This window comes from Agrobacterium sp. ICMP 6402, from assembly GCF_009498615.1.
Classification (GTDB): domain Bacteria; phylum Pseudomonadota; class Alphaproteobacteria; order Rhizobiales; family Rhizobiaceae; genus Agrobacterium; species Agrobacterium burrii.
Map to the genome: position 1 here is coordinate 828,122 of NZ_QSNV01000001.1, position 16,554 is coordinate 844,675.

The 16,554-nt window shown below is 60.4% G+C and carries 16 protein-coding genes; 3 read left to right on the plus strand and 13 right to left on the minus strand.

The features are described 5' to 3' along the window. Positions 1 to 323: 323 nt before the first annotated feature. From rpmG to topA, 6 genes are all read right to left on the minus strand, one after another. Positions 324 to 491: a 50S ribosomal protein L33 gene (gene rpmG / locus DXT96_RS04175; RefSeq protein WP_003496403.1), complete on the minus strand. Its 168-nt coding sequence runs from the start codon at positions 489 to 491 to the stop codon at positions 324 to 326. A gap of 89 nt (positions 492 to 580) precedes the next feature. Continuing rightward, on the minus strand, positions 581 to 1,744 hold the full coding sequence (locus tag DXT96_RS04180; protein ID WP_174373115.1) for an MFS transporter: 1,164 nt from the start codon (positions 1,742 to 1,744) through the stop codon (positions 581 to 583). A gap of 17 nt (positions 1,745 to 1,761) precedes the next feature. Beyond that, positions 1,762 to 2,388: an NUDIX domain-containing protein gene (locus DXT96_RS04185; protein ID WP_153514182.1), complete on the minus strand. Its 627-nt coding sequence runs from the start codon at positions 2,386 to 2,388 to the stop codon at positions 1,762 to 1,764. A gap of 62 nt (positions 2,389 to 2,450) precedes the next feature. Further along, positions 2,451 to 2,894, minus strand: a complete 444-nt coding sequence (locus tag DXT96_RS04190) for a DUF983 domain-containing protein (RefSeq protein WP_153513596.1) — start codon at positions 2,892 to 2,894, stop codon at positions 2,451 to 2,453. 47 nt (positions 2,895 to 2,941) lie between these two features. After that, positions 2,942 to 5,296 (minus strand): ribonuclease R, encoded by a 2,355-nt coding sequence (gene rnr, locus DXT96_RS04195; RefSeq protein ID WP_371418786.1) that lies wholly within the window; start codon positions 5,294 to 5,296, stop codon positions 2,942 to 2,944. Then, on the minus strand, positions 5,293 to 7,971 hold the full coding sequence (gene topA, locus DXT96_RS04200) for a type I DNA topoisomerase (protein ID WP_153513597.1): 2,679 nt from the start codon (positions 7,969 to 7,971) through the stop codon (positions 5,293 to 5,295). Before topA ends, rnr begins: the two co-directional genes overlap by 4 nt. 258 nt (positions 7,972 to 8,229) lie before the next feature. On the opposite strand from topA, the gene DXT96_RS04205 reads away from it, so the two are divergent. Continuing rightward, positions 8,230 to 8,460, plus strand: a complete 231-nt coding sequence (locus DXT96_RS04205; RefSeq protein ID WP_149897733.1) for a hypothetical protein — start codon at positions 8,230 to 8,232, stop codon at positions 8,458 to 8,460. On the opposite strand, the gene dprA is transcribed toward DXT96_RS04205, so the two are convergent. The 5 genes from dprA to DXT96_RS04230 form a co-directional block, all read right to left on the minus strand. Continuing rightward, entirely contained in the window at positions 8,416 to 9,555 is a 1,140-nt protein-coding gene (dprA, locus tag DXT96_RS04210; RefSeq protein ID WP_153513598.1) for a DNA-processing protein DprA, read from the minus strand. The genes DXT96_RS04205 and dprA overlap by 45 nt on opposite strands. Positions 9,556 to 9,576: 21 nt before the next feature. After that, positions 9,577 to 10,194, minus strand: a complete 618-nt coding sequence (gene plsY, locus DXT96_RS04215; RefSeq protein ID WP_174372691.1) for a glycerol-3-phosphate 1-O-acyltransferase PlsY — start codon at positions 10,192 to 10,194, stop codon at positions 9,577 to 9,579. A 48-nt stretch (positions 10,195 to 10,242) separates the two neighbouring features. Continuing rightward, positions 10,243 to 11,535, minus strand: coding sequence for a dihydroorotase (locus DXT96_RS04220; RefSeq protein ID WP_153513599.1), 1,293 nt, complete (start codon positions 11,533 to 11,535; stop codon positions 10,243 to 10,245). After that, on the minus strand, positions 11,532 to 12,473 hold the full coding sequence (locus DXT96_RS04225; RefSeq protein ID WP_003502441.1) for an aspartate carbamoyltransferase catalytic subunit: 942 nt from the start codon (positions 12,471 to 12,473) through the stop codon (positions 11,532 to 11,534). Before DXT96_RS04225 ends, DXT96_RS04220 begins: the two co-directional genes overlap by 4 nt. Before the next feature lie 255 nt (positions 12,474 to 12,728). Continuing rightward, a complete protein-coding gene (locus DXT96_RS04230; protein WP_153513600.1) occupies positions 12,729 to 13,163 on the minus strand; it encodes a nuclear transport factor 2 family protein in 435 nt (144 codons plus the stop codon). Between the two features lie 175 nt (positions 13,164 to 13,338). On the opposite strand from DXT96_RS04230, the gene DXT96_RS04235 reads away from it, so the two are divergent. Together DXT96_RS04235 and DXT96_RS04240 are read left to right on the plus strand one after the other, a co-directional pair. After that, a complete protein-coding gene (locus DXT96_RS04235; protein ID WP_149897729.1) occupies positions 13,339 to 14,991 on the plus strand; it encodes an acyl-CoA dehydrogenase family protein in 1,653 nt (550 codons plus the stop codon). A gap of 137 nt (positions 14,992 to 15,128) precedes the next feature. Continuing rightward, positions 15,129 to 15,740 carry a GNAT family N-acetyltransferase gene (locus DXT96_RS04240; protein ID WP_149897728.1) on the plus strand — a complete coding sequence of 204 codons (612 nt, stop codon included), beginning with the start codon at positions 15,129 to 15,131 and terminating at the stop codon, positions 15,738 to 15,740. Position 15,741: 1 nt separating this feature from the next. Here DXT96_RS04240 and DXT96_RS04245 read toward each other — a convergent pair whose 3' ends face one another. Together DXT96_RS04245 and DXT96_RS04250 are read right to left on the minus strand one after the other, a co-directional pair. Next, complete coding sequence (locus DXT96_RS04245; RefSeq protein ID WP_153513601.1) at positions 15,742 to 16,164, minus strand: type II toxin-antitoxin system PemK/MazF family toxin; 423 nt, start codon at positions 16,162 to 16,164, stop codon at positions 15,742 to 15,744. Further along, positions 16,164 to 16,439 carry a type II toxin-antitoxin system prevent-host-death family antitoxin gene (locus DXT96_RS04250; protein ID WP_153513602.1) on the minus strand — a complete coding sequence of 92 codons (276 nt, stop codon included), beginning with the start codon at positions 16,437 to 16,439 and terminating at the stop codon, positions 16,164 to 16,166. Before DXT96_RS04250 ends, DXT96_RS04245 begins: the two co-directional genes overlap by 1 nt. Positions 16,440 to 16,554: the final 115 nt, after the last annotated feature.

Consider the following 16,554-nt stretch of genomic DNA (forward strand, 5'->3'; position numbering starts at 1 on the left):
GGCCGACCGCCTTCTCCCGAAAACTTGTCTAGTTGAGAAACAGGTCCGCCCGGCGGGTCGGTGTGGCGGCTCCACGTCGTCCACGGCTGCACCTCTGTAGCGGGAGGAGGGGTGAAGTGCTAAGTCACTGTGCCAAGAAGCTTTGCCGGGTTTTAGCGGCCTCCCGGCTGCCTTCCATATGTCAGCATCACACATTTTCCGGACGCGGAAGCGCCACGCATTCCGGCTGAAAATGTCTTTGCCATCCACACGAAAAGACTATCCGCACAAACAAAAAACGCGCCCATTGGGCGCGCTTTTGTCTGAGAACCCGATCAAGAAAATTACTTGATCTTGGTTTCCTTGAATTCAACGTGCTTGCGTACAACCGGGTCGTACTTCGTCTTCGTCATCTTGTCCGTGAACGTACGGCTGTTCTTGGTGGTGACGTAGAAGGTACCGGTGTCGGCTGTCGACAGCAGCTTGATCTTGATTGTTGTAGCTTTCGCCATGGTCGTCCTGCCTTTAAACAAAAGAGAAGCCGCAGGCGCTTCTCACCTCGGCTAAATCTGGCGCGAAACTACGTATCGCGCCTGAAAAGTCAAGTCTGTTTTGCCCGGAAAACAAAACGGAAGCCATAAAGGACCACGTAAAGCCCGAAAAATACGGCAAGCGCCCAGGCGAAACCATCAGTGCCCGCGACATCCATGGAAATGCCCACGGCCTGCGGTCCCGCAATCGTACCCATGGCGTAACAGAAGATAAAGGCGGCATTGGCGGAGACGAGATCAGCGCCTTTAAGGCGCGATCCGAGGTGGGTGAGGCCGACGGTATACATGCCGGAGACGAGGCCGCCCCAGAACAGCAGGAGCGCCGCCACGAGGATCCAGCTGTCTACAAGGAAAGGCAGCGCCAGCGTGCCACAAACGCCCGCAAAGGCCATCAGCGCGAGCATGGTGCGCCGATCCTTCATCCGGTCCGATAACAGGCCGATCGGTATCTGGAAGACCATGTTGCCGATGCCCATCACGGTCAGCAGCAACGCGGCCTGCGATTCGTTGAAGCCTTCACGCGTGGCATAGATGGGAAAGAGCGACAGGCCACCGGCCTGCACCGAGCCGAAGACGAAAGCCGCCGCCGACGCCATCGGCACCAGCCAGACATAACGGACGAAATGGTGGTTGGGCCGCTCGTCCAGCTCCGGGCTTTCACGACGCGCCATGAAGATGGGAATCGCCGCCAGAAGAATGATCGCCGCCCCGACGAGGAAGGGCAAAATGCCCTCGCTGCCGACCACGGAGAACAACAGCGGGCCGACCGCGAAGCCCACCGCGAGACCAGTGGCGTAGATGCCGAGAACCATGCCGCGTTTTTTCGGCGGCGCGGTCATGTTTATCCAGTATTCGGACAGGATGAACAGCGTGGTGGTGGCGCCGTGGAAAACGATTCGCAACGGAAACCACATCCAGAAGGCGTCGGCGAAATAAAAACAGAGCGCACTCAGCGCTGAAATGACCACGGCCAGCAGCATGGTTCGCGCCACGCCGAAATCATGGGCTATCTTGCTGGTCACCGAGGCCGCCATCATCGCCGCGACGCCGGCCATGGCCGAATTCACCCCGATCATGGTGGACGAGATGCCGCGCTTCTCAAGGATGATCGACAGGAGCGGCAGGCCAAGACCGATGGCGACACCGACCGCACTGATGGCGGAAATCGCGGCGATCAGTGAGGGCCAGTGAATGGCATCCGCTTCGCATTTCATTTGTGACATGACGGCCTTTATACAACGTCTCGAATAAACCGGCCGTGGCGCGTGACATAGAGCCGCGCGGGGCTTTCAAAGGGCAGTGACGGATCACCTATCATGAATTTTGTGACATCTTCGAGAACCGTGCGTGTGATTTTCGGCATGTTCAGACCAGAAAGGTCTGTCATGTCAAGCCATTGCACATCGTGCAACTCGTCAGAATCCCGGATTAGCCGGGTATCCAGCCGCAATTCGTCGGCATAACAGCAAAAGAACCGCGTGTCGTAACGCCTGATATTGCCCGGCGGGGTGATGGCGCGCGCCACATAACGGAAACAGGAAAGGTCCGGACCATCAGCATCCAGCCCCATATCCACCCCGGTTTCCTCGACAAGCTCGCGCGCAGCGGCAAGCGCCAGCGCCCTTGCACCGGCAACGCTCAGGCGGCGCGACGCGGAGGCGGTGAGGCGGTTAAGGACCGCGGGGTGCAGATCGCCGGAAAAGGGCAGCGCGTGGTCGCGTGGATCACGTTTGCCGCCGGGAAATACGTAGGCGCCGGGCATGAAGATGTGGGCATAGCTGCGCTGGCCCATCAATACGCGGATCGCCGGGCCGGAACGGTCGAATAAAATGATGGAAGCGGCATCCCGTGGCCGCAGGGTCGGGCTCGCAACCTCGGCGCTCTTGCGGGGTTCGGTCACGCGCACGTTGCCGCCCGTCGTCAGTGTGAGGAGCCGTCTATCTGCACTTTTGGCTGCTTTCCGTCAAAGCCATGCATGCGCAGCGCCCATTGCAGGCCGATGACGCCGCCCTTGATCGGCTGCAGCGTCAACAGCGCGGCCAGAATGGTGATCGGCACCCAGATGGCGAAATGCACCCACATGGGAACGGAGAACACCATATCCGTCATCATGAAACCGCCAACGGCGATATGGCCGATGATCACGATGGAAATATAGGGCGGCAGGTCATCGGACCGGTGGTGGTGCATTTCCGCGCCGCAGGCGGCACAATTGTCCACCGGCTTCAGAAAAGCACGAAACAGGCGGCCGCCGCCACAGGCGGGGCAGCGGTTCGCCATGCCGCGCATGATCGAACGGCCAAGTGGTCGCTCGGCGCTGGTGTCTCCGAAGGTGACTGTTTCCGAGCCCTGATGTGCACTCATCCCCTAAGTCCTTCTTCCGTTCTTTCAACCGCCTATTCGCGGTGTTGTTACCGTCGCCCTCTGGGCGGCCTTGTTCCCGGCTTGGCGCCGGGACGCGATGTCCGCCGGCCTGCCTTGTGGAACGACCGCGAACCGACCGGCATCTTGCGCCCGGGGCTCAGCATTTCGAAACGCAACGCACCCGCCAGAGGTACGGCTTCCGCAAGTCGCACCTGAACCGAGTCGCCAAGCTGAAAACCGAGACCGGTCTTTTCTCCCGTCAGAGCCTGATGCGCCTCGTCATAGAAGAAATAGTCGGTTCCCAGTGTAGATATAGGAACAAAGCCATCAGCGCCAAACTGCGGAAGCGCGACAAATAGTCCCGCCTTGGTGACACCGCCGACGCGGCCCTCGAATTCTTCACCCACCCGTTCGGAAAGATGATGCGCGATCAGCCGGTTGACGGTGTCGCGCTCGGCCGCCATGGCGCGCCGCTCGAAGGTCGAGATTTCGGCGGCGATATCGTCCAGCGTCGCTTCTTCCTGCGGCGTGATGCCGCCTTCGCCAAGCCCCAGCGACCCCACCAGCGCGCGATGCACGATCAGATCGGCATAACGGCGGATCGGCGAGGTGAAATGCGCGTATTTCATCAGATTGAGGCCGAAATGACCTATATTCTCAGGGCTGTAGATCGCCTGGCTCTGACTGCGCAGCACCATCTCGTTGACCATGATCTGGTGCGGCGTATCGAGGGCACGGGCCAGAATGCCGTTGAAGGAATTGGCGCGCATCGCCACACCCTTGGCCATGGATATGCCGATCGTGCCGAGGAATTCGCGCAGCACCTCCTGCTTGGAGAGCGTCGGGGCATCGTGGACGCGGTAGACCAGCCGCTGCTTCTTCTTTTCCAGCGTCTCGGCGGCGGCGACATTGGCCTGGATCATCATTTCCTCGATCAGCTTATGCGCATCGAGGCGTTCGGGAATGACGACCTTGTCCACCGTGCCGTCTGGCCGCAGCTGGATCTTGCGCTCCGGCATGTCGAGTTCCAGCGGCTGGCGGCGGTCGCGGCCGCGCTTCATCACCGCATAGGCGTGCCACAGCGGCTTGAGGATCGGCTCCAGCAGCGTGCCGGTCTTGTCGTCAGGGTGTCCGTCAATGGCGGCCTGCGCCTGCTGGTAGGAGAGTTTGGCGGCGCTCTTCATCATGATGCGATGGAACGTGTGGCCCGCCTTACGGCCTTCCTTGGAAAAGGTCATGCGCACCGCAAGTGCCGGGCGGTCGACGCCTTCCTTCAGCGAGCAGAGATCGTTGGAGATGCGCTCCGGCAGCATCGGCACAACGCGATCAGGGAAATAGACGGAGTTGCCGCGCTTCTGCGCCTCGCGATCGAGCGGCGATGCCGAGCGCACATACCAGGACACATCGGCGATGGCGACGGTGACGATGACACCATCAGGATTGTCGGGCGAGGGGTCCAGCTCGGCATAAACCGCGTCGTCATGGTCCTTGGCGTCGGCCGGATCGATGGTGATGAGCGGCAGGTCGCGCCAGTCCTCGCGGTGCGACATGGTGGCGGCCTTGGCCGCATCGGCTTCAGCCAGAACATTTGGCGGGAAGATATGCGGAATGCCATGCGCATAAATGGCGATCATCGAGATCGCCTTTTCCGACGCAACGGAGCCGACGACGGAGAGAACCTTCGCGCGCGTCAGGCCGTAACGACCGCTATTGCGCGATGTTTCCACCTCGATCAGATCGCCGTCCTTGGCATCGCCGACGCCATCGGGGTCGATGACCATTTCCTCGCCGCGCCGGTCAATCGGCATCAGCCGTCCGCCGCCGCCTTCGGTTGGCCTGAACACGCCGAGCAGCGCGTTCTGGCGACGGTCGATGAGCTTGACGACACGGGCGGTATAGGCCGGGCCGAAGCTCTCCTTGGAAGGGAAAATCTTTGCCAGAATGCGGTCGCCGAGACCAGCGGCAGGGGCTTTCTTGCCGCGATCCTGCGAGGACTGGCGGATGAGCACGGCGGGTGCAGCACCCATATCTTCCGGCCATTCCGCCGGCCGGCCGATCAATTCGCCGTCCTTGTCGCGGGTGGTGATGTCGAGAACCGTGACGGGCGGCAGGCCGCCCGGTCGCGTCAGCGACTTGCGGCTCTTGTGCACCATGCCATCGACTTCGAGTTCCTTCAGCAGTGCTTTCAGAACGATGCGGTTTTCACCCTTCAGCCCGAAGGCCTTGGCGATTTCGCGCTTGGAGGCCTGTTGCGGATGGTCGGCGATAAATTTCAGCAGTACTTCGCGGGAAGGCACCTCGCCATGGATGATGCCTTCACCTTCGCTCACCCGCTTGCCGCGCCCGGTGCGCCCGAAACCGTCGCCGGCGGAACCCTGTGTCTGACGCGGCGTCTTGCTCACGATTCTGCCTTCTTGGGTTTGGCCGCTGCCTTCGGCTTGGCGGCCGCCTTGCTCTTGGTCGCAGCCTTGGCTTTCGTCGCCTTCGGTTTTGCGGCGGTATCACCATCGGCTTTTTTAGCGGCAGGCTTCTTGGCCTTGGCGGGTTTGCCGCCGGTACCGGTCTTGGCGATGCGTTCGGCGATGAGCACCAGCGATTCGTCCAGCGTCACCGAAACCGGGTCCTGCCCCTTCGGAATGGTGGCGTTGACCTTGCCCCAGTTGACGTAAGCGCCGTAACGCCCGTCACGTACGGTGATCGCGCCGCCATCGGGGTGGTCGCCCAGCTCTTTCAACGCCGCCGGCGTGCCGCTGCGGCCCGGTCCCTTGCTCTGCTTTTCGGCAATCACGGTGACGGCGCGGTTGAGGCCGATCGAGAACACGTCTTCGATACTTTCGAGGTTGGCATAGGAACCGTCGTGCAGCAGGAAAGGTCCGTAGCGACCAAGACCAGCGGAGATCATCTTGCCGGTTTCCGGGTGCTTGCCGATATCGCGCGGCAGGTTGATCAGCGCCAGCGCCTTTTCGTGGTCGATGTCCTCAGGCTTCCAGCCCTTGGGCAGCGAGGAACGTTTGGCTTCCTTGCCATCGCCGCGCTGGATATAGGGTCCGAAACGGCCAGAGCGCAATGTCAGCTCTTCCCCGGTCATCGGATCAGCGCCGAGCGCCTTCGGCTCGTTCGAGGCCGCAGCTTCCGCCTCCGAACCGTCGGAGGTGAGCTGGCGGGTAAAGTTGCAGTCCGGATAGTTGGAGCAACCAACGAAAGCGCCGTATTTGCCGAGCTTCAGCGAAAGATTGCCGGTGCCGCAAACCTGGCAGATGCGCGGATCGGAACCATCCTCCCGCTTGGGGAACACCAGTGGGGCCAGAACCTCGTTCAGCGCATCCAGCACGTTGGTGACGCGCAATTCCTTGGTATCTTCGATCTGCGCGAAAAAATCCTTCCAGAAATCGCGCAGCACCTGCTTCCAGTCCAGTTCGCCCGCCGAAATGCGGTCGAGCTTTTCTTCCAGATCGGCGGTGAAGTCGTATTCGACATATTTGGCAAAGAAGCTTTCGAGGAAAGCCGTCACCAGCCGTCCGCGTGAATGGGGAATGAGCTTGCGCTTGTCGATGACGATATATTCGCGGTCGCTCAGTGTCTTCAGCGTCGCTGCATAGGTGGAAGGACGGCCGATGCCGAGTTCTTCCATCTTCTTGATGAGCGAGGCTTCCGAGTAACGCGGCGGCGGCTCGGTGAAGTGCTGGCTGGCGTTAATCTTCTGCTTGGCGAGGTTCTCGCGCGCATTGATCTGCGGCAGACGGCCTTCGTCGTCACCGTCGTCGCTCTGCTCGCCATCTTCCTTCTGGTCGGTATAGGCGGCGATGAAGCCGTCAAAACGGATCACCGAGCCAACGGCGCGAAGCCCGGCCTTCTCGCCGTTCTTGTCCGCGAGGATTTCGACCGTCGTGCGCTCGATTTCGGCGGACGCCATCTGGCTGGCGATGCCGCGCTTCCAGATCAGGTCGTAGAGACGCAACTGATCGGCATCGAGATAACGCTTCACCTGATCCGGCGTGCGGTTGAAATCGGTCGGGCGGATGGCCTCGTGCGCTTCCTGGGCGTTCTTGGCCTTGGTGGAATAGAAACGCGCCTTTTCCGGGACATAACGGCCACCGAACTGCTCGCCGATGGCCTGGCGGGCAGCATCGATGGCTTCCGGGGCCATCTGCACACCGTCGGTACGCATGTAGGTGATCAGACCAACGGTTTCGCCGCCGATGTCGATACCTTCATAGAGCTTCTGCGCCACCTGCATGGTGCGCGATGCGCCAAAACCCATGCGCGAGGAGGCCGCCTGCTGCAGCGTCGAGGTGGTGAAGGGCGGGCCGGGATTACGTTTGACCGGCTTTGCCTCGACCGTATCCACGACATAGGTCGCGCCTTCAAGCAGTGTCTTCAGCCGGTTTGCATCTTCGCCGGTCTTGATCCCGCGGCTTTGCAGCCGCTTGCCATCGGCTGAAACCAGCTTCGCCTCGAACTCGTCACCACGCGGTGTCTTCAACAGCGCGCTGATGTTCCAGTATTCCTCGGAGACGAAACGCTCGATCTCGGCTTCGCGGTCACAGACGAGCCGCAACGAAACAGACTGCACGCGCCCGGCGGAGCGGGCGCCGGGCAGCTTGCGCCACAAAACCGGCGACAGATTGAAGCCGACAAGATAATCCAGTGCGCGGCGGGCGAGATAGGCGTCGACCAGCGGCACGTCGATGTCGCGCGGGTTGGCCATGGCGTCCAGCACCGCCTTTTTGGTGATGGCGTTGAAGACCACGCGCTTCACCGGCTTGTCGCCGAGAACGCGCTTCTTCTTCAAGAGATCGAGCACATGCCAGGAAATGGCTTCGCCTTCGCGATCCGGGTCGGTTGCGAGAAACAGGCCGTCGGAGGATTTTACTGCATCGGCAATGTCCTTCATCCGCTTGGCGGATGCGGCGTCGACCTCCCAGGACATTTCGAAATCCTGGTCGGGCAGCACCGATCCGTCCTTGGCGGGAAGATCCCGGACGTGGCCAAAGGATGCAAGAACCTTGTAGCCCGGACCAAGATACTTGTTGATTGTCTTGGCTTTGGCCGGAGATTCTACGACGACGACATTCATATTTTTTTCTCTGGGAACTTGTCCGTTAACATAGCCGGATCACGGAGGAACGCCGCAACAAGGCTTCTTTATAATTCGACATGGACAGGTAATGTCCGCTGGTCAAGAGGCAAGCCCGATTTTATCGCTTCAGGGTTCATGCAACCTATGGATAATCTATTGTTGTATTGCAATCTTTGGTAAATTGGTTATGATGACCAACATCATTTGAATCTACTTATTGCTCTTCGTTTCAGACGAAATTCTCAGGATAAATATATGGTCCCGAACGCAACAAACAATAATGCCGATAATGAAGGGACCAGAGAGAACTTGGCTTACATTCGCCAGATGCTGGCAGAGCTGCGGCAGGTCGCCAACCGTGAGGGTGCCGATATGCTGTGTTATCTGATCGAGATGGCCTATGTGGAAGTCGGCGATATCCAGAGCGGGCGGCGCAAGCTGTCAATCCGCGAGGAGCGAAACCCGTCCCCCGGCGTACCGGTTTAATCGCCCGGCAATATCGAGTTCCAAAAGCACCATATGAACGGTGGCGGCGGAAAAACCCGTGTGGCGAATGATGTCGTCTGTCTCGACGGGCGAGGGGCCGAGGGCGGCGGCAATGATGCTGCGCTCATCATCTCCGGGTGGTGACATTTCTTCTTCTGATCGCGGTTCCTCGATCTTGCGGTCATAGCGCAATTGCGGCTCCATCAGCGGTCGCAGCGCGTCGAGAATGTCATCAGCGCCCGTGGTCAACATCGCGCCTTCCTTGATCAGCCGGTTGGTGCCTTCGCAGCGCGCATCGAGCGGCGAGCCGGGAACGGCGAAAACCAGCCGCCCCGCTTCGCCGGCAAGCCGGGCCGTAATCAGCGAACCGGAACGCTCTGCCGCCTCGACGATGACGACGCCGAGCGAGACGCCTGATATCAGCCGGTTGCGGCGGGGAAAATCCCGGGCGCGCGGTTCCCAGCCAAAGGGCATTTCGCTGACAGTTGCTCCGCCCTGATCATAGATGTCTTCCAGCAGCCCGAAATTTTCCTGCGGGTAGGGACGGTCGAGACCGCCCGCCAGCATGGCCACCGTACCGGTTGCAAGGCTCGCCCGATGTGCCGCCGCGTCGATGCCCCGCGCCAGACCCGAAGCAATCGCATAACCGGCCCTACCGCAATCGCGCGCCAGCATCGCGGCGAATTTCGCCCCGTTGATGGAAGCGTTGCGCGATCCGACGATGCCGACCGATGGTCTTGTTGCGGTGGACGCCGAGCCCTTCATGGCGATCAGCGGCGGCGCGCCGTCCAGATGCCGCAAAGCGGGCGGATAGTCCGGCTCGCCGATACCGACGAAACGCGCGCCGAATTTTTCAGCCGTTTCGATCTCGTCTTCCGCCTGTGCCTGCGTGGCGATGCGTGGACTGCGCAGCGAGCCGCCGCGTCTCGAAAGCTCGGGCAGGGCATCCAGCGCCTTTTCGGCACTGCCGAAATGGTTGATCAGTTCGCGAAACGTGACGGGGCCGATATTGTCGCTGCGGATCAGTCGCAGCCACGCGACCCGTTGCCGCGTGGAAAGCTCTATGCCCTGCCGTGTCGTTTCCTCATGCGGCATGACATATCCTTAGAATAGGCCTTAGCCCTTTTGCCCGATCCGGCTTTCGGTGCCGGCCAGAAGCCGCGCAATATTCTCCCGGTGCTTCCACCACGAAATTACGCTCAGCAATGTAACGACCAGCGCGGTCTTTTCAGGTCCGAGCACCCATAGCGCCACGGGAATGACAAGCATGGCCAGAAGCGCCGACAGCGATGAATAGCGGGTGATGAAGGCGGTCGCGAGCCAGATCAGCGCAAAGGCCAGCATCATCAGAGGTGCTGCGCCAAGAAGCACGCCGATATAGACGGCGACACCCTTGCCGCCCTTGAAGCCGAGCCACACCGGAAACAGATGGCCGAGAAAGGCGAAGAACCCGGCCACCAGCGAGGCTTCGTAACCCCACAGCGCATTGGCAACCAGCACCGCCGCCGTGCCCTTCAGCGCGTCAAGCAGCAGGGTGGCTGCGGCGAGCTTCTTGTTGCCGGTGCGCAGCACATTGGTCGCGCCGATATTGCCCGAACCGATCTTGCGCACGTCGCCCAGCCCCGCCATGCGGGTGAGGATGAGGCCGAAGGGGATGGAACCGAACAGATAGCCGATCAGCGCAGAAAGCGCGAGAAGGGCAGGCGCCGTCTGCCAGTCAGTCAAAGCACTCATTCAAACATCCCCTCTGTCGCGCCGTCAGCGTGATCTCTGTTGCTGATCTTATGCCAAGGAATGAACGGCTTTGCCAGCCACATAAGTGGCGACAGCGCGGCCGCTGAAACGGGCGTCTTCGAACGGCGTATTCTTGGATTTCGACACCAGCTGATCGCGGGCCACCAGCCATGGTTCGTCGAGATCGATCAGGGTGATATCGGCTTTTGCACCGACTTTAAGCGTTCCGGCGTCGAGACCGAAAATCTTCGCCGGGCGGGTGGAAAGCGCATCGATGAGGCGCATCAGCGGAACCTCGCCGCTGTGGTGGAGGCGAAGTGCTGCCGCCAGCATGGTTTCCAGACCCACCGCGCCGCTGGCCGCATCCGAAAACGGCAGGCGCTTGGTGTCCACATCCTGCGGGTCGTGCGAGGAGACAATAATATCGATCGTGCCGTCCTTCAGCGCTTCCACCATGGCCTTGCGGTCGTCTTCGGCGCGCAGCGGTGGGGAAAGTTTGAAGAAGGTGCGGTATTCGCCGATATCGTTCTCGTTGAGCGTCAGATGGTTGATCGAGATGCCGCAGGTGGCCTTGACGCCCCGCTGCCGGGCAAGGCGGATCGCCTCGGCCGATTCAGGTACGGAAATCTTGGCGGCATGATAGATCGCCTGCGTCAGGCCGGCAATGCGCAGGTCACGCTCCAGCGGAATGATCTCGGCTTCCTTCGGAACGCCTGACAGCCCGAGCCAGCTGGCAAAAAGCCCCTCGTTCATGTCACCACCGCCGATATATTTGTCGCGGGTCTCAAGCGCGATGACAGCACCCAGTTCGCGCGCATAGGTCATGGCGCGGCGCAGGACCAGCGTGTCGGAAAGCGCCTTGCGGCCATTGGTGAAGGCCACCGCGCCGGCTTCCTTCAACATGCCAAACTCTGTCATTTCTTCGCCGTTGAGGCCCTTGGTCAGGGCCGCTGCCGGGTGGACATTGACGAGCGCCTTGTCGCGCGCCGTCTTCTTCACATATTCGACCAGCGCGATGTCATCGATAACAGGGTCGGTATCCGGCATGACGATGATGCTGGTCACACCGCCAGCCGCTGCCGCGCGTGAGGCGGATTCGATGGTTTCGCGATGCTCGCCACCTGGCTCGCCGACGAAGACACGGGCATCCACCAGACCGGGAACAGCCAGCAGCCCCTTGCAGTCACGCACCGTCGCGCCTTCCGGCGCGCCCTGATTGTGGGCGTCTTTGCCCGCCGCCAGAATGGTGCCGTCCGCACCGATGATCACGCTGCCGGTCTCGTCGAGATCGCGGGAGGGATCGACGATGCGGAGGTTTTTTAGAACGGTCACGGCACTCATACGCGCTCACCCTGATTTTGCGAGACAAGCAGGGTTTCCATCACAGCCATGCGCACGGCAACCCCCATTTCCACCTGGCTTTCGATCACGCTCTGCGGACCGTCGGCCACTTCGGAGGCGATTTCCACGCCGCGGTTCATCGGGCCGGGATGCATGACCAGCGCATCTTCCTTCGCCGCCTTCAGCTTTTCCGCATCGAGGCCGTAATAGTGGAAATATTCGCGCACCGAAGGCACGAAGGAGCCGGACATGCGCTCGCGCTGCAGGCGCAGCATCATCACCACATCGGCATTCTTCAGCCCTTCCTTCATGTCGTGGAAGACTTCCACGCTCATGTCGCGAATGCCGGAGGGCAGAAGCGTGGCGGGGGCGACGACACGAACGCGCGCGCCCATCTGGTTGAGCAGGATGATGTTGGAACGGGCCACGCGCGAATGCAGCACGTCGCCGCAGATCGCCACCGTGATGCCTGATAGTTCGCCCTTGGCGCGGCGGATGGTCAGCGCATCGAGCAGCGCCTGTGTCGGGTGCTCATGCTGGCCGTCGCCGGCATTGACCACGGAGCAGGCGACTTTTTGCGCGAGAAGGGCGGCTGCCCCTGCGGAAGAATGGCGCACCACCAGTACGTCCGGGCGCATGGCGTTCAGCGTCATCGCCGTGTCGATCAGCGTTTCACCCTTCTTCACCGAGGAATTGCCGACCGACATGTTCATCACGTCTGCGCCAAGGCGCTTTCCGGCCAGCTCGAAGGAGGATTGCGTGCGCGTCGAGGCTTCGAAGAACAGGTTTATCTGCGTCAGGCCCCGGAGCGTCGAGGTCTTTTTCTCGCGCTGGCGGCTGATTTTCACCGCCTCGTCGGCCTTGTCGAGAAGCAGGGTTATATCCTGATGGGAAAGCCCCTTGATGCCGAGGAGATGGCGATGGGGGAAGAAGACCATGCGGTTTGCCTCCTGATGGGCGTCGCATTTTCCCGTGAAAATGCCTGGAACGCCCGAATGCTGATCCGTGCGCTGCCATTCGCCGTAAACACGCCTCAGGAGCGCCGCGGAATTCGGTCCTGCGCTCTATAGAGACTGCTCGCCGCAGGGGCAAGCGTCACAAACCCTTGAAATGAAAACATGGCGATGTTTCCCCAACCTCGATAACAGAGAGACTGTCTGGTGGGCAAACCTTGCTCCTGTCGCAAGCGAATATCAGGCGATGCCGTGCTTCCTCAAAAGCGCCTGCTCGTCGCCGGAAACCCAGCCGAAAACTTTCGGCTCGCCGTCCAGCGTCTGGACAAAGTAATGAACATCAAAATCGATCCCGATGTCCGATTGGTTTTGGCGGGCATAGGTCGCCGTCCATGCCACATGCGCCATGCAATGATGTTCATCGATGGGCGAGAGACAGACATCGCGTATCCGCATTTCCTTTGTGCCCATGGCGCGATACCGCTCATAACCCTGCGCCATCACTTGCCTGAGCTGATCGTCGTTCTTTCCGGTCATCAGGCCGGCAGGCGAAGCCGCTATGAAATCGGAGGCGTACAGGGACGCGACCTCTTCCATGTCCATTTCGCCGTTGAGAGACGTGTTGAAACAGCGCTCATATCGCTCGAAGAGCTTTCTTACGACGGGCTCCTCCATGGTGTCCTCTCCTGGTGATGTCGCTCGGTCTTGCTGGAAACATGTTCGGCATCTTCAGGTGGTCCCGAAAAATGCTGAAACCGGGGACTTAATCGTCTCAATCGCTTCCTGTGGGCAAAATTATGCAATATCACCCCACTATGCAATTCCAGTACAAAACAGCTAGAAGCAGTGGATGACCCAGAATTCCCGGACAGAAGAATCGCTCGCCGAACTGAACCAGCCAAGCCTCTGGTCCGGCATCAATGCCTATCGTTCCGATCCGCTGATCGTCGATCTTACCTCTGGCCTGTCGCGTAACCTGAGGGACGAGTTCGATCAGCTCGGCCGCTACGTTACCTCGCATGAGGCGCAGGAACTGGCGCGCATGGCCAATCAGGGGGTGCCGCAGTTGCACACCCACGGCCCGCGAGGCGAACGTCTCGACCAGGTGGAGTTCCATCCCGCCTGGCACGCGCTGATGCGCCGTTCCATGTCATCAGGCCTGCATTCAAGCGTCTGGGAAAACTCTTCCGATACGCGCGGCAACGAACACAAGGCCCGCGCTACGAAATTCTACCTGACATCTCAGCTCGAAGCAGGGCACCTCTGCCCACTGACCATGACCAGCGCTTCCGTCGCCGCCATCATGACTTCGCCGCGGGTGCAGAAGGAGTGGATGCCGAAAATCCTGTCGCGCAAATATGATTCCGCGCAGAAACCGGCCCTGCAGAAAACTGCTGTCACCGTCGGCATGGGCATGACGGAAAAGCAGGGCGGCACGGATGTTCGCGCCAACCGCACGACGGCCGAGCGGGTGGGCGAGGGCATCTACCGCCTGTCCGGCCACAAGTGGTTCCTCTCCGCGCCGATGAGTGACGGTTTCGTCATGCTGGCCCAGATGGGCGACGGCATGGGTTGCTTCCTCGTGCCGCGTTATCTGGAAGACGGTTCGAAGAACGGCTTGCACTTCCAGCGGCTGAAGGACAAGCTCGGCAACCGCTCCAATGCGTCGGCCGAAGTCGAATTCACCGATGCCTTCGGTTATCTGCTCGGCGATCCGGGCAGCGGCGTGCGCACCATCCTCGACATGGTGACGCTGACGCGGCTCGATTGCGCGCTGGCCTCCGCCGGCATGATGCGCGCCTCGCTTGCCGAAGCCGTGCATTTTGCTAGAGGACGCTCGGTTTTCGGCAAGATGCTGGTCAGCCAGCCGATCATGACCCGTGTTCTCGCCGACATGGCGCTGGATGTGGCTGCCGCGACAGCACTTTCCTTCCGGCTGGCGTCGGCTTTTGATGCCGCCCGCAACAACCCGGCCGAGGCCGCTTATGCGCGGGTGATGACGCCGATCGTGAAATACTGGTGCTGCAAGATTGCGCCGGCCCTCATCTATGAGGCCATGGAGTGCCTCGGCGGCAACGGTTACGTGGAAGAGCGGCCGATTGCCCGCCACTATCGTGAAGCGCCTGTTAACGCCATCTGGGAAGGCTCCGGCAACGTCATGGCGCTGGATGTGCTGCGGGTTCTACAGCGCGGCAAGGACCTGTTCGATCTTGTCTTCCAGACGCTGGAACGCGACCTCGGGCCTGCCGGCAAGAAGACCACCGATGTGCTGCGCGCAGCCATCGCGCTTGCCGAGCGCGACGAAGGGGCGGCCCGTCTGCTGGTGGAGCAATTCGCACTTGCAGCCGCTGCCGCCGAGCTTTGCCGGCTTGGCGCCGGCAAGATCGCCGATGCCTTCCTCGAAACCCGTCTTGCGGGTGGCTGGCGGCACACTTACGGCATGCTCGATTCCCGCTTCGATCCGAACTATATAATCGATCTCCTTTATCCGCCTGCGTCCTGACCGACGCATACGGATGAAGATTTAGCAGTCCCGGCGGGAGGGGTCTCGGATTTGAAAAACAGCAATGGCGTTAGGCGTGTTCTGATCTGTCGTGACACTTTCGCGTGTCGACGCGCGGCAAGGGAAGGCGGCTGCCAATGCTGACCTTCCGTTCCGCCCGAACCGAGGATGAAGACGCGCTCTACGCCATAAGTCTTGCCACCGGCGATGCCGGGCAGGATGCAACTCCGCTTTACAACGATGGCCGCATGGTCGGGCATATCTATTCCGTGCCATATCTGCATCTGTGGCCAGATGCCGTTTTCGTGGCCGAGGACGAGGAGGGGGTCTGCGGTTATATCGCCGGCGCGCTCGATACGGCCTTGCATGAAGAGCGGCTGGAGCAGGAATGGTGGCCGCATCTGCGCGCCCTTTACCCCGACCCCGGCGGCGACCAGCAGACATGGGACGCCGACCAGCGCCGCGCCCATTTCATCCACCATCCGCGGCGCACGCCAGAGTGGCTTACGGATCCGTTCCCGGCCCATATCCACATGAACCTTCTGCCGCGCACGCAGGGCAAGGGCGGCGGCACCCGGCTTCTGTCGCGCTGGCTGGATATGGCAAGACAGAACAACGTCTACGGCATCCATCTCGGCGCCAGCGAACGCAACCATGCCGGTATGCGCTTTTGGGAAACCCGCGGCTTCAAACGCCTGGAGAGCCACGAAACGCCCGGCAGTGTGTGGTTCGGCATGGCGTTGGAGTGATTCAGGTTCTGATGACCCTCGCTGCACCTGCTGCCAGAAACGGTGCAAATGCGGTGCGAATCTCTTCGAGAAATGTGTCGCTGAAACGCCCGATTGGAGATTGCGTAGCATTGAAATGATATGAACGTTCGATTACGTCGTAATTGCATTCGCTAACGGTGATCCAGCCTCCGTCATAGTTTGTAAGTTTTGCCCGTCGGAGTTCCAGTTTGGGTATTTCGATGGCTTGTTGCTGGCTATCGAGCGGCGGTTTCGATGAAATCGGCAGCAGCAGTACATGTGATAGTCCCTGAGCGTCCGTAACCGACAGGATTATGCAAACGGGGCGGTCCTTTTCTCCATGGTCGCGCTGTGGATCAGCGGAAAACTGCCATCTCCACAAATACGGATAGGAAACGATATCGCCCCGTTTGAATTTGGACATTATCGGTCCTGCTCATCGCGAGACTTCCGATATTCGTTGGAATCTTTCTCCAGTTGGGTCTCGAACATGGTTGCCATTTCATCAGGCATTTCACCGGCCGCATAAGACTGGCGCGGATCGTCGCTTCCCAGCATTTTCTCGAAGAGTTCGACCGGCACGACGACGACCGAAGGACGCCCATGCTTCGTCAGGGTGATGGGCGATTTCTGCGCTTCGTCATGATACCGACCGAAATGCCGCATAAACTCGGCGGTGGAAATAGATTTTCTTTTCATGAGAAACCCTCAAAATCTGTATCATTCTGAATAATACAGAAAATACAGAAAACTTAAAGCCGTGGATGTGGGGCTCGATGCCTATTCGTCCACAGGAACCTTCTCCCCATCCGCT

Bases quoted from the DNA above. Each gene is read 5' to 3' on its own strand.
- DXT96_RS04190 (WP_153513596.1), bottom strand. From the start codon at position 2,894: ATGAGTGCACATCAGGGCTCGGAAACAGTCACCTTCGGAGACACCAGC.
- dprA (WP_153513598.1), bottom strand. From the start codon at position 9,555: ATGCCGCATGAGGAAACGACACGGCAGGGCATAGAGCTTTCCACGCGG.
- DXT96_RS04235 (WP_149897729.1), top strand. From the start codon at position 13,339: ATGACCCAGAATTCCCGGACAGAAGAATCGCTCGCCGAACTGAACCAG.
- DXT96_RS04230 (WP_153513600.1), bottom strand. From the start codon at position 13,163: ATGGAGGAGCCCGTCGTAAGAAAGCTCTTCGAGCGATATGAGCGCTGT.
- DXT96_RS04245 (WP_153513601.1), bottom strand. From the start codon at position 16,164: ATGTCCAAATTCAAACGGGGCGATATCGTTTCCTATCCGTATTTGTGG.
- DXT96_RS04225 (WP_003502441.1), bottom strand. From the start codon at position 12,473: ATGGTCTTCTTCCCCCATCGCCATCTCCTCGGCATCAAGGGGCTTTCC.
- DXT96_RS04180 (WP_174373115.1), bottom strand. From the start codon at position 1,744: ATGAAATGCGAAGCGGATGCCATTCACTGGCCCTCACTGATCGCCGCG.
- DXT96_RS04220 (WP_153513599.1), bottom strand. From the start codon at position 11,535: ATGAGTGCCGTGACCGTTCTAAAAAACCTCCGCATCGTCGATCCCTCC.
- plsY (WP_174372691.1), bottom strand. From the start codon at position 10,194: ATGAGTGCTTTGACTGACTGGCAGACGGCGCCTGCCCTTCTCGCGCTT.
- DXT96_RS04205 (WP_149897733.1), top strand. From the start codon at position 8,230: ATGGTCCCGAACGCAACAAACAATAATGCCGATAATGAAGGGACCAGA.
- rpmG (WP_003496403.1), bottom strand. From the start codon at position 491: ATGGCGAAAGCTACAACAATCAAGATCAAGCTGCTGTCGACAGCCGAC.
- DXT96_RS04240 (WP_149897728.1), top strand. From the start codon at position 15,129: ATGCTGACCTTCCGTTCCGCCCGAACCGAGGATGAAGACGCGCTCTAC.
- DXT96_RS04250 (WP_153513602.1), bottom strand. From the start codon at position 16,439: ATGAAAAGAAAATCTATTTCCACCGCCGAGTTTATGCGGCATTTCGGT.
- topA (WP_153513597.1), bottom strand. From the start codon at position 7,971: ATGAATGTCGTCGTCGTAGAATCTCCGGCCAAAGCCAAGACAATCAAC.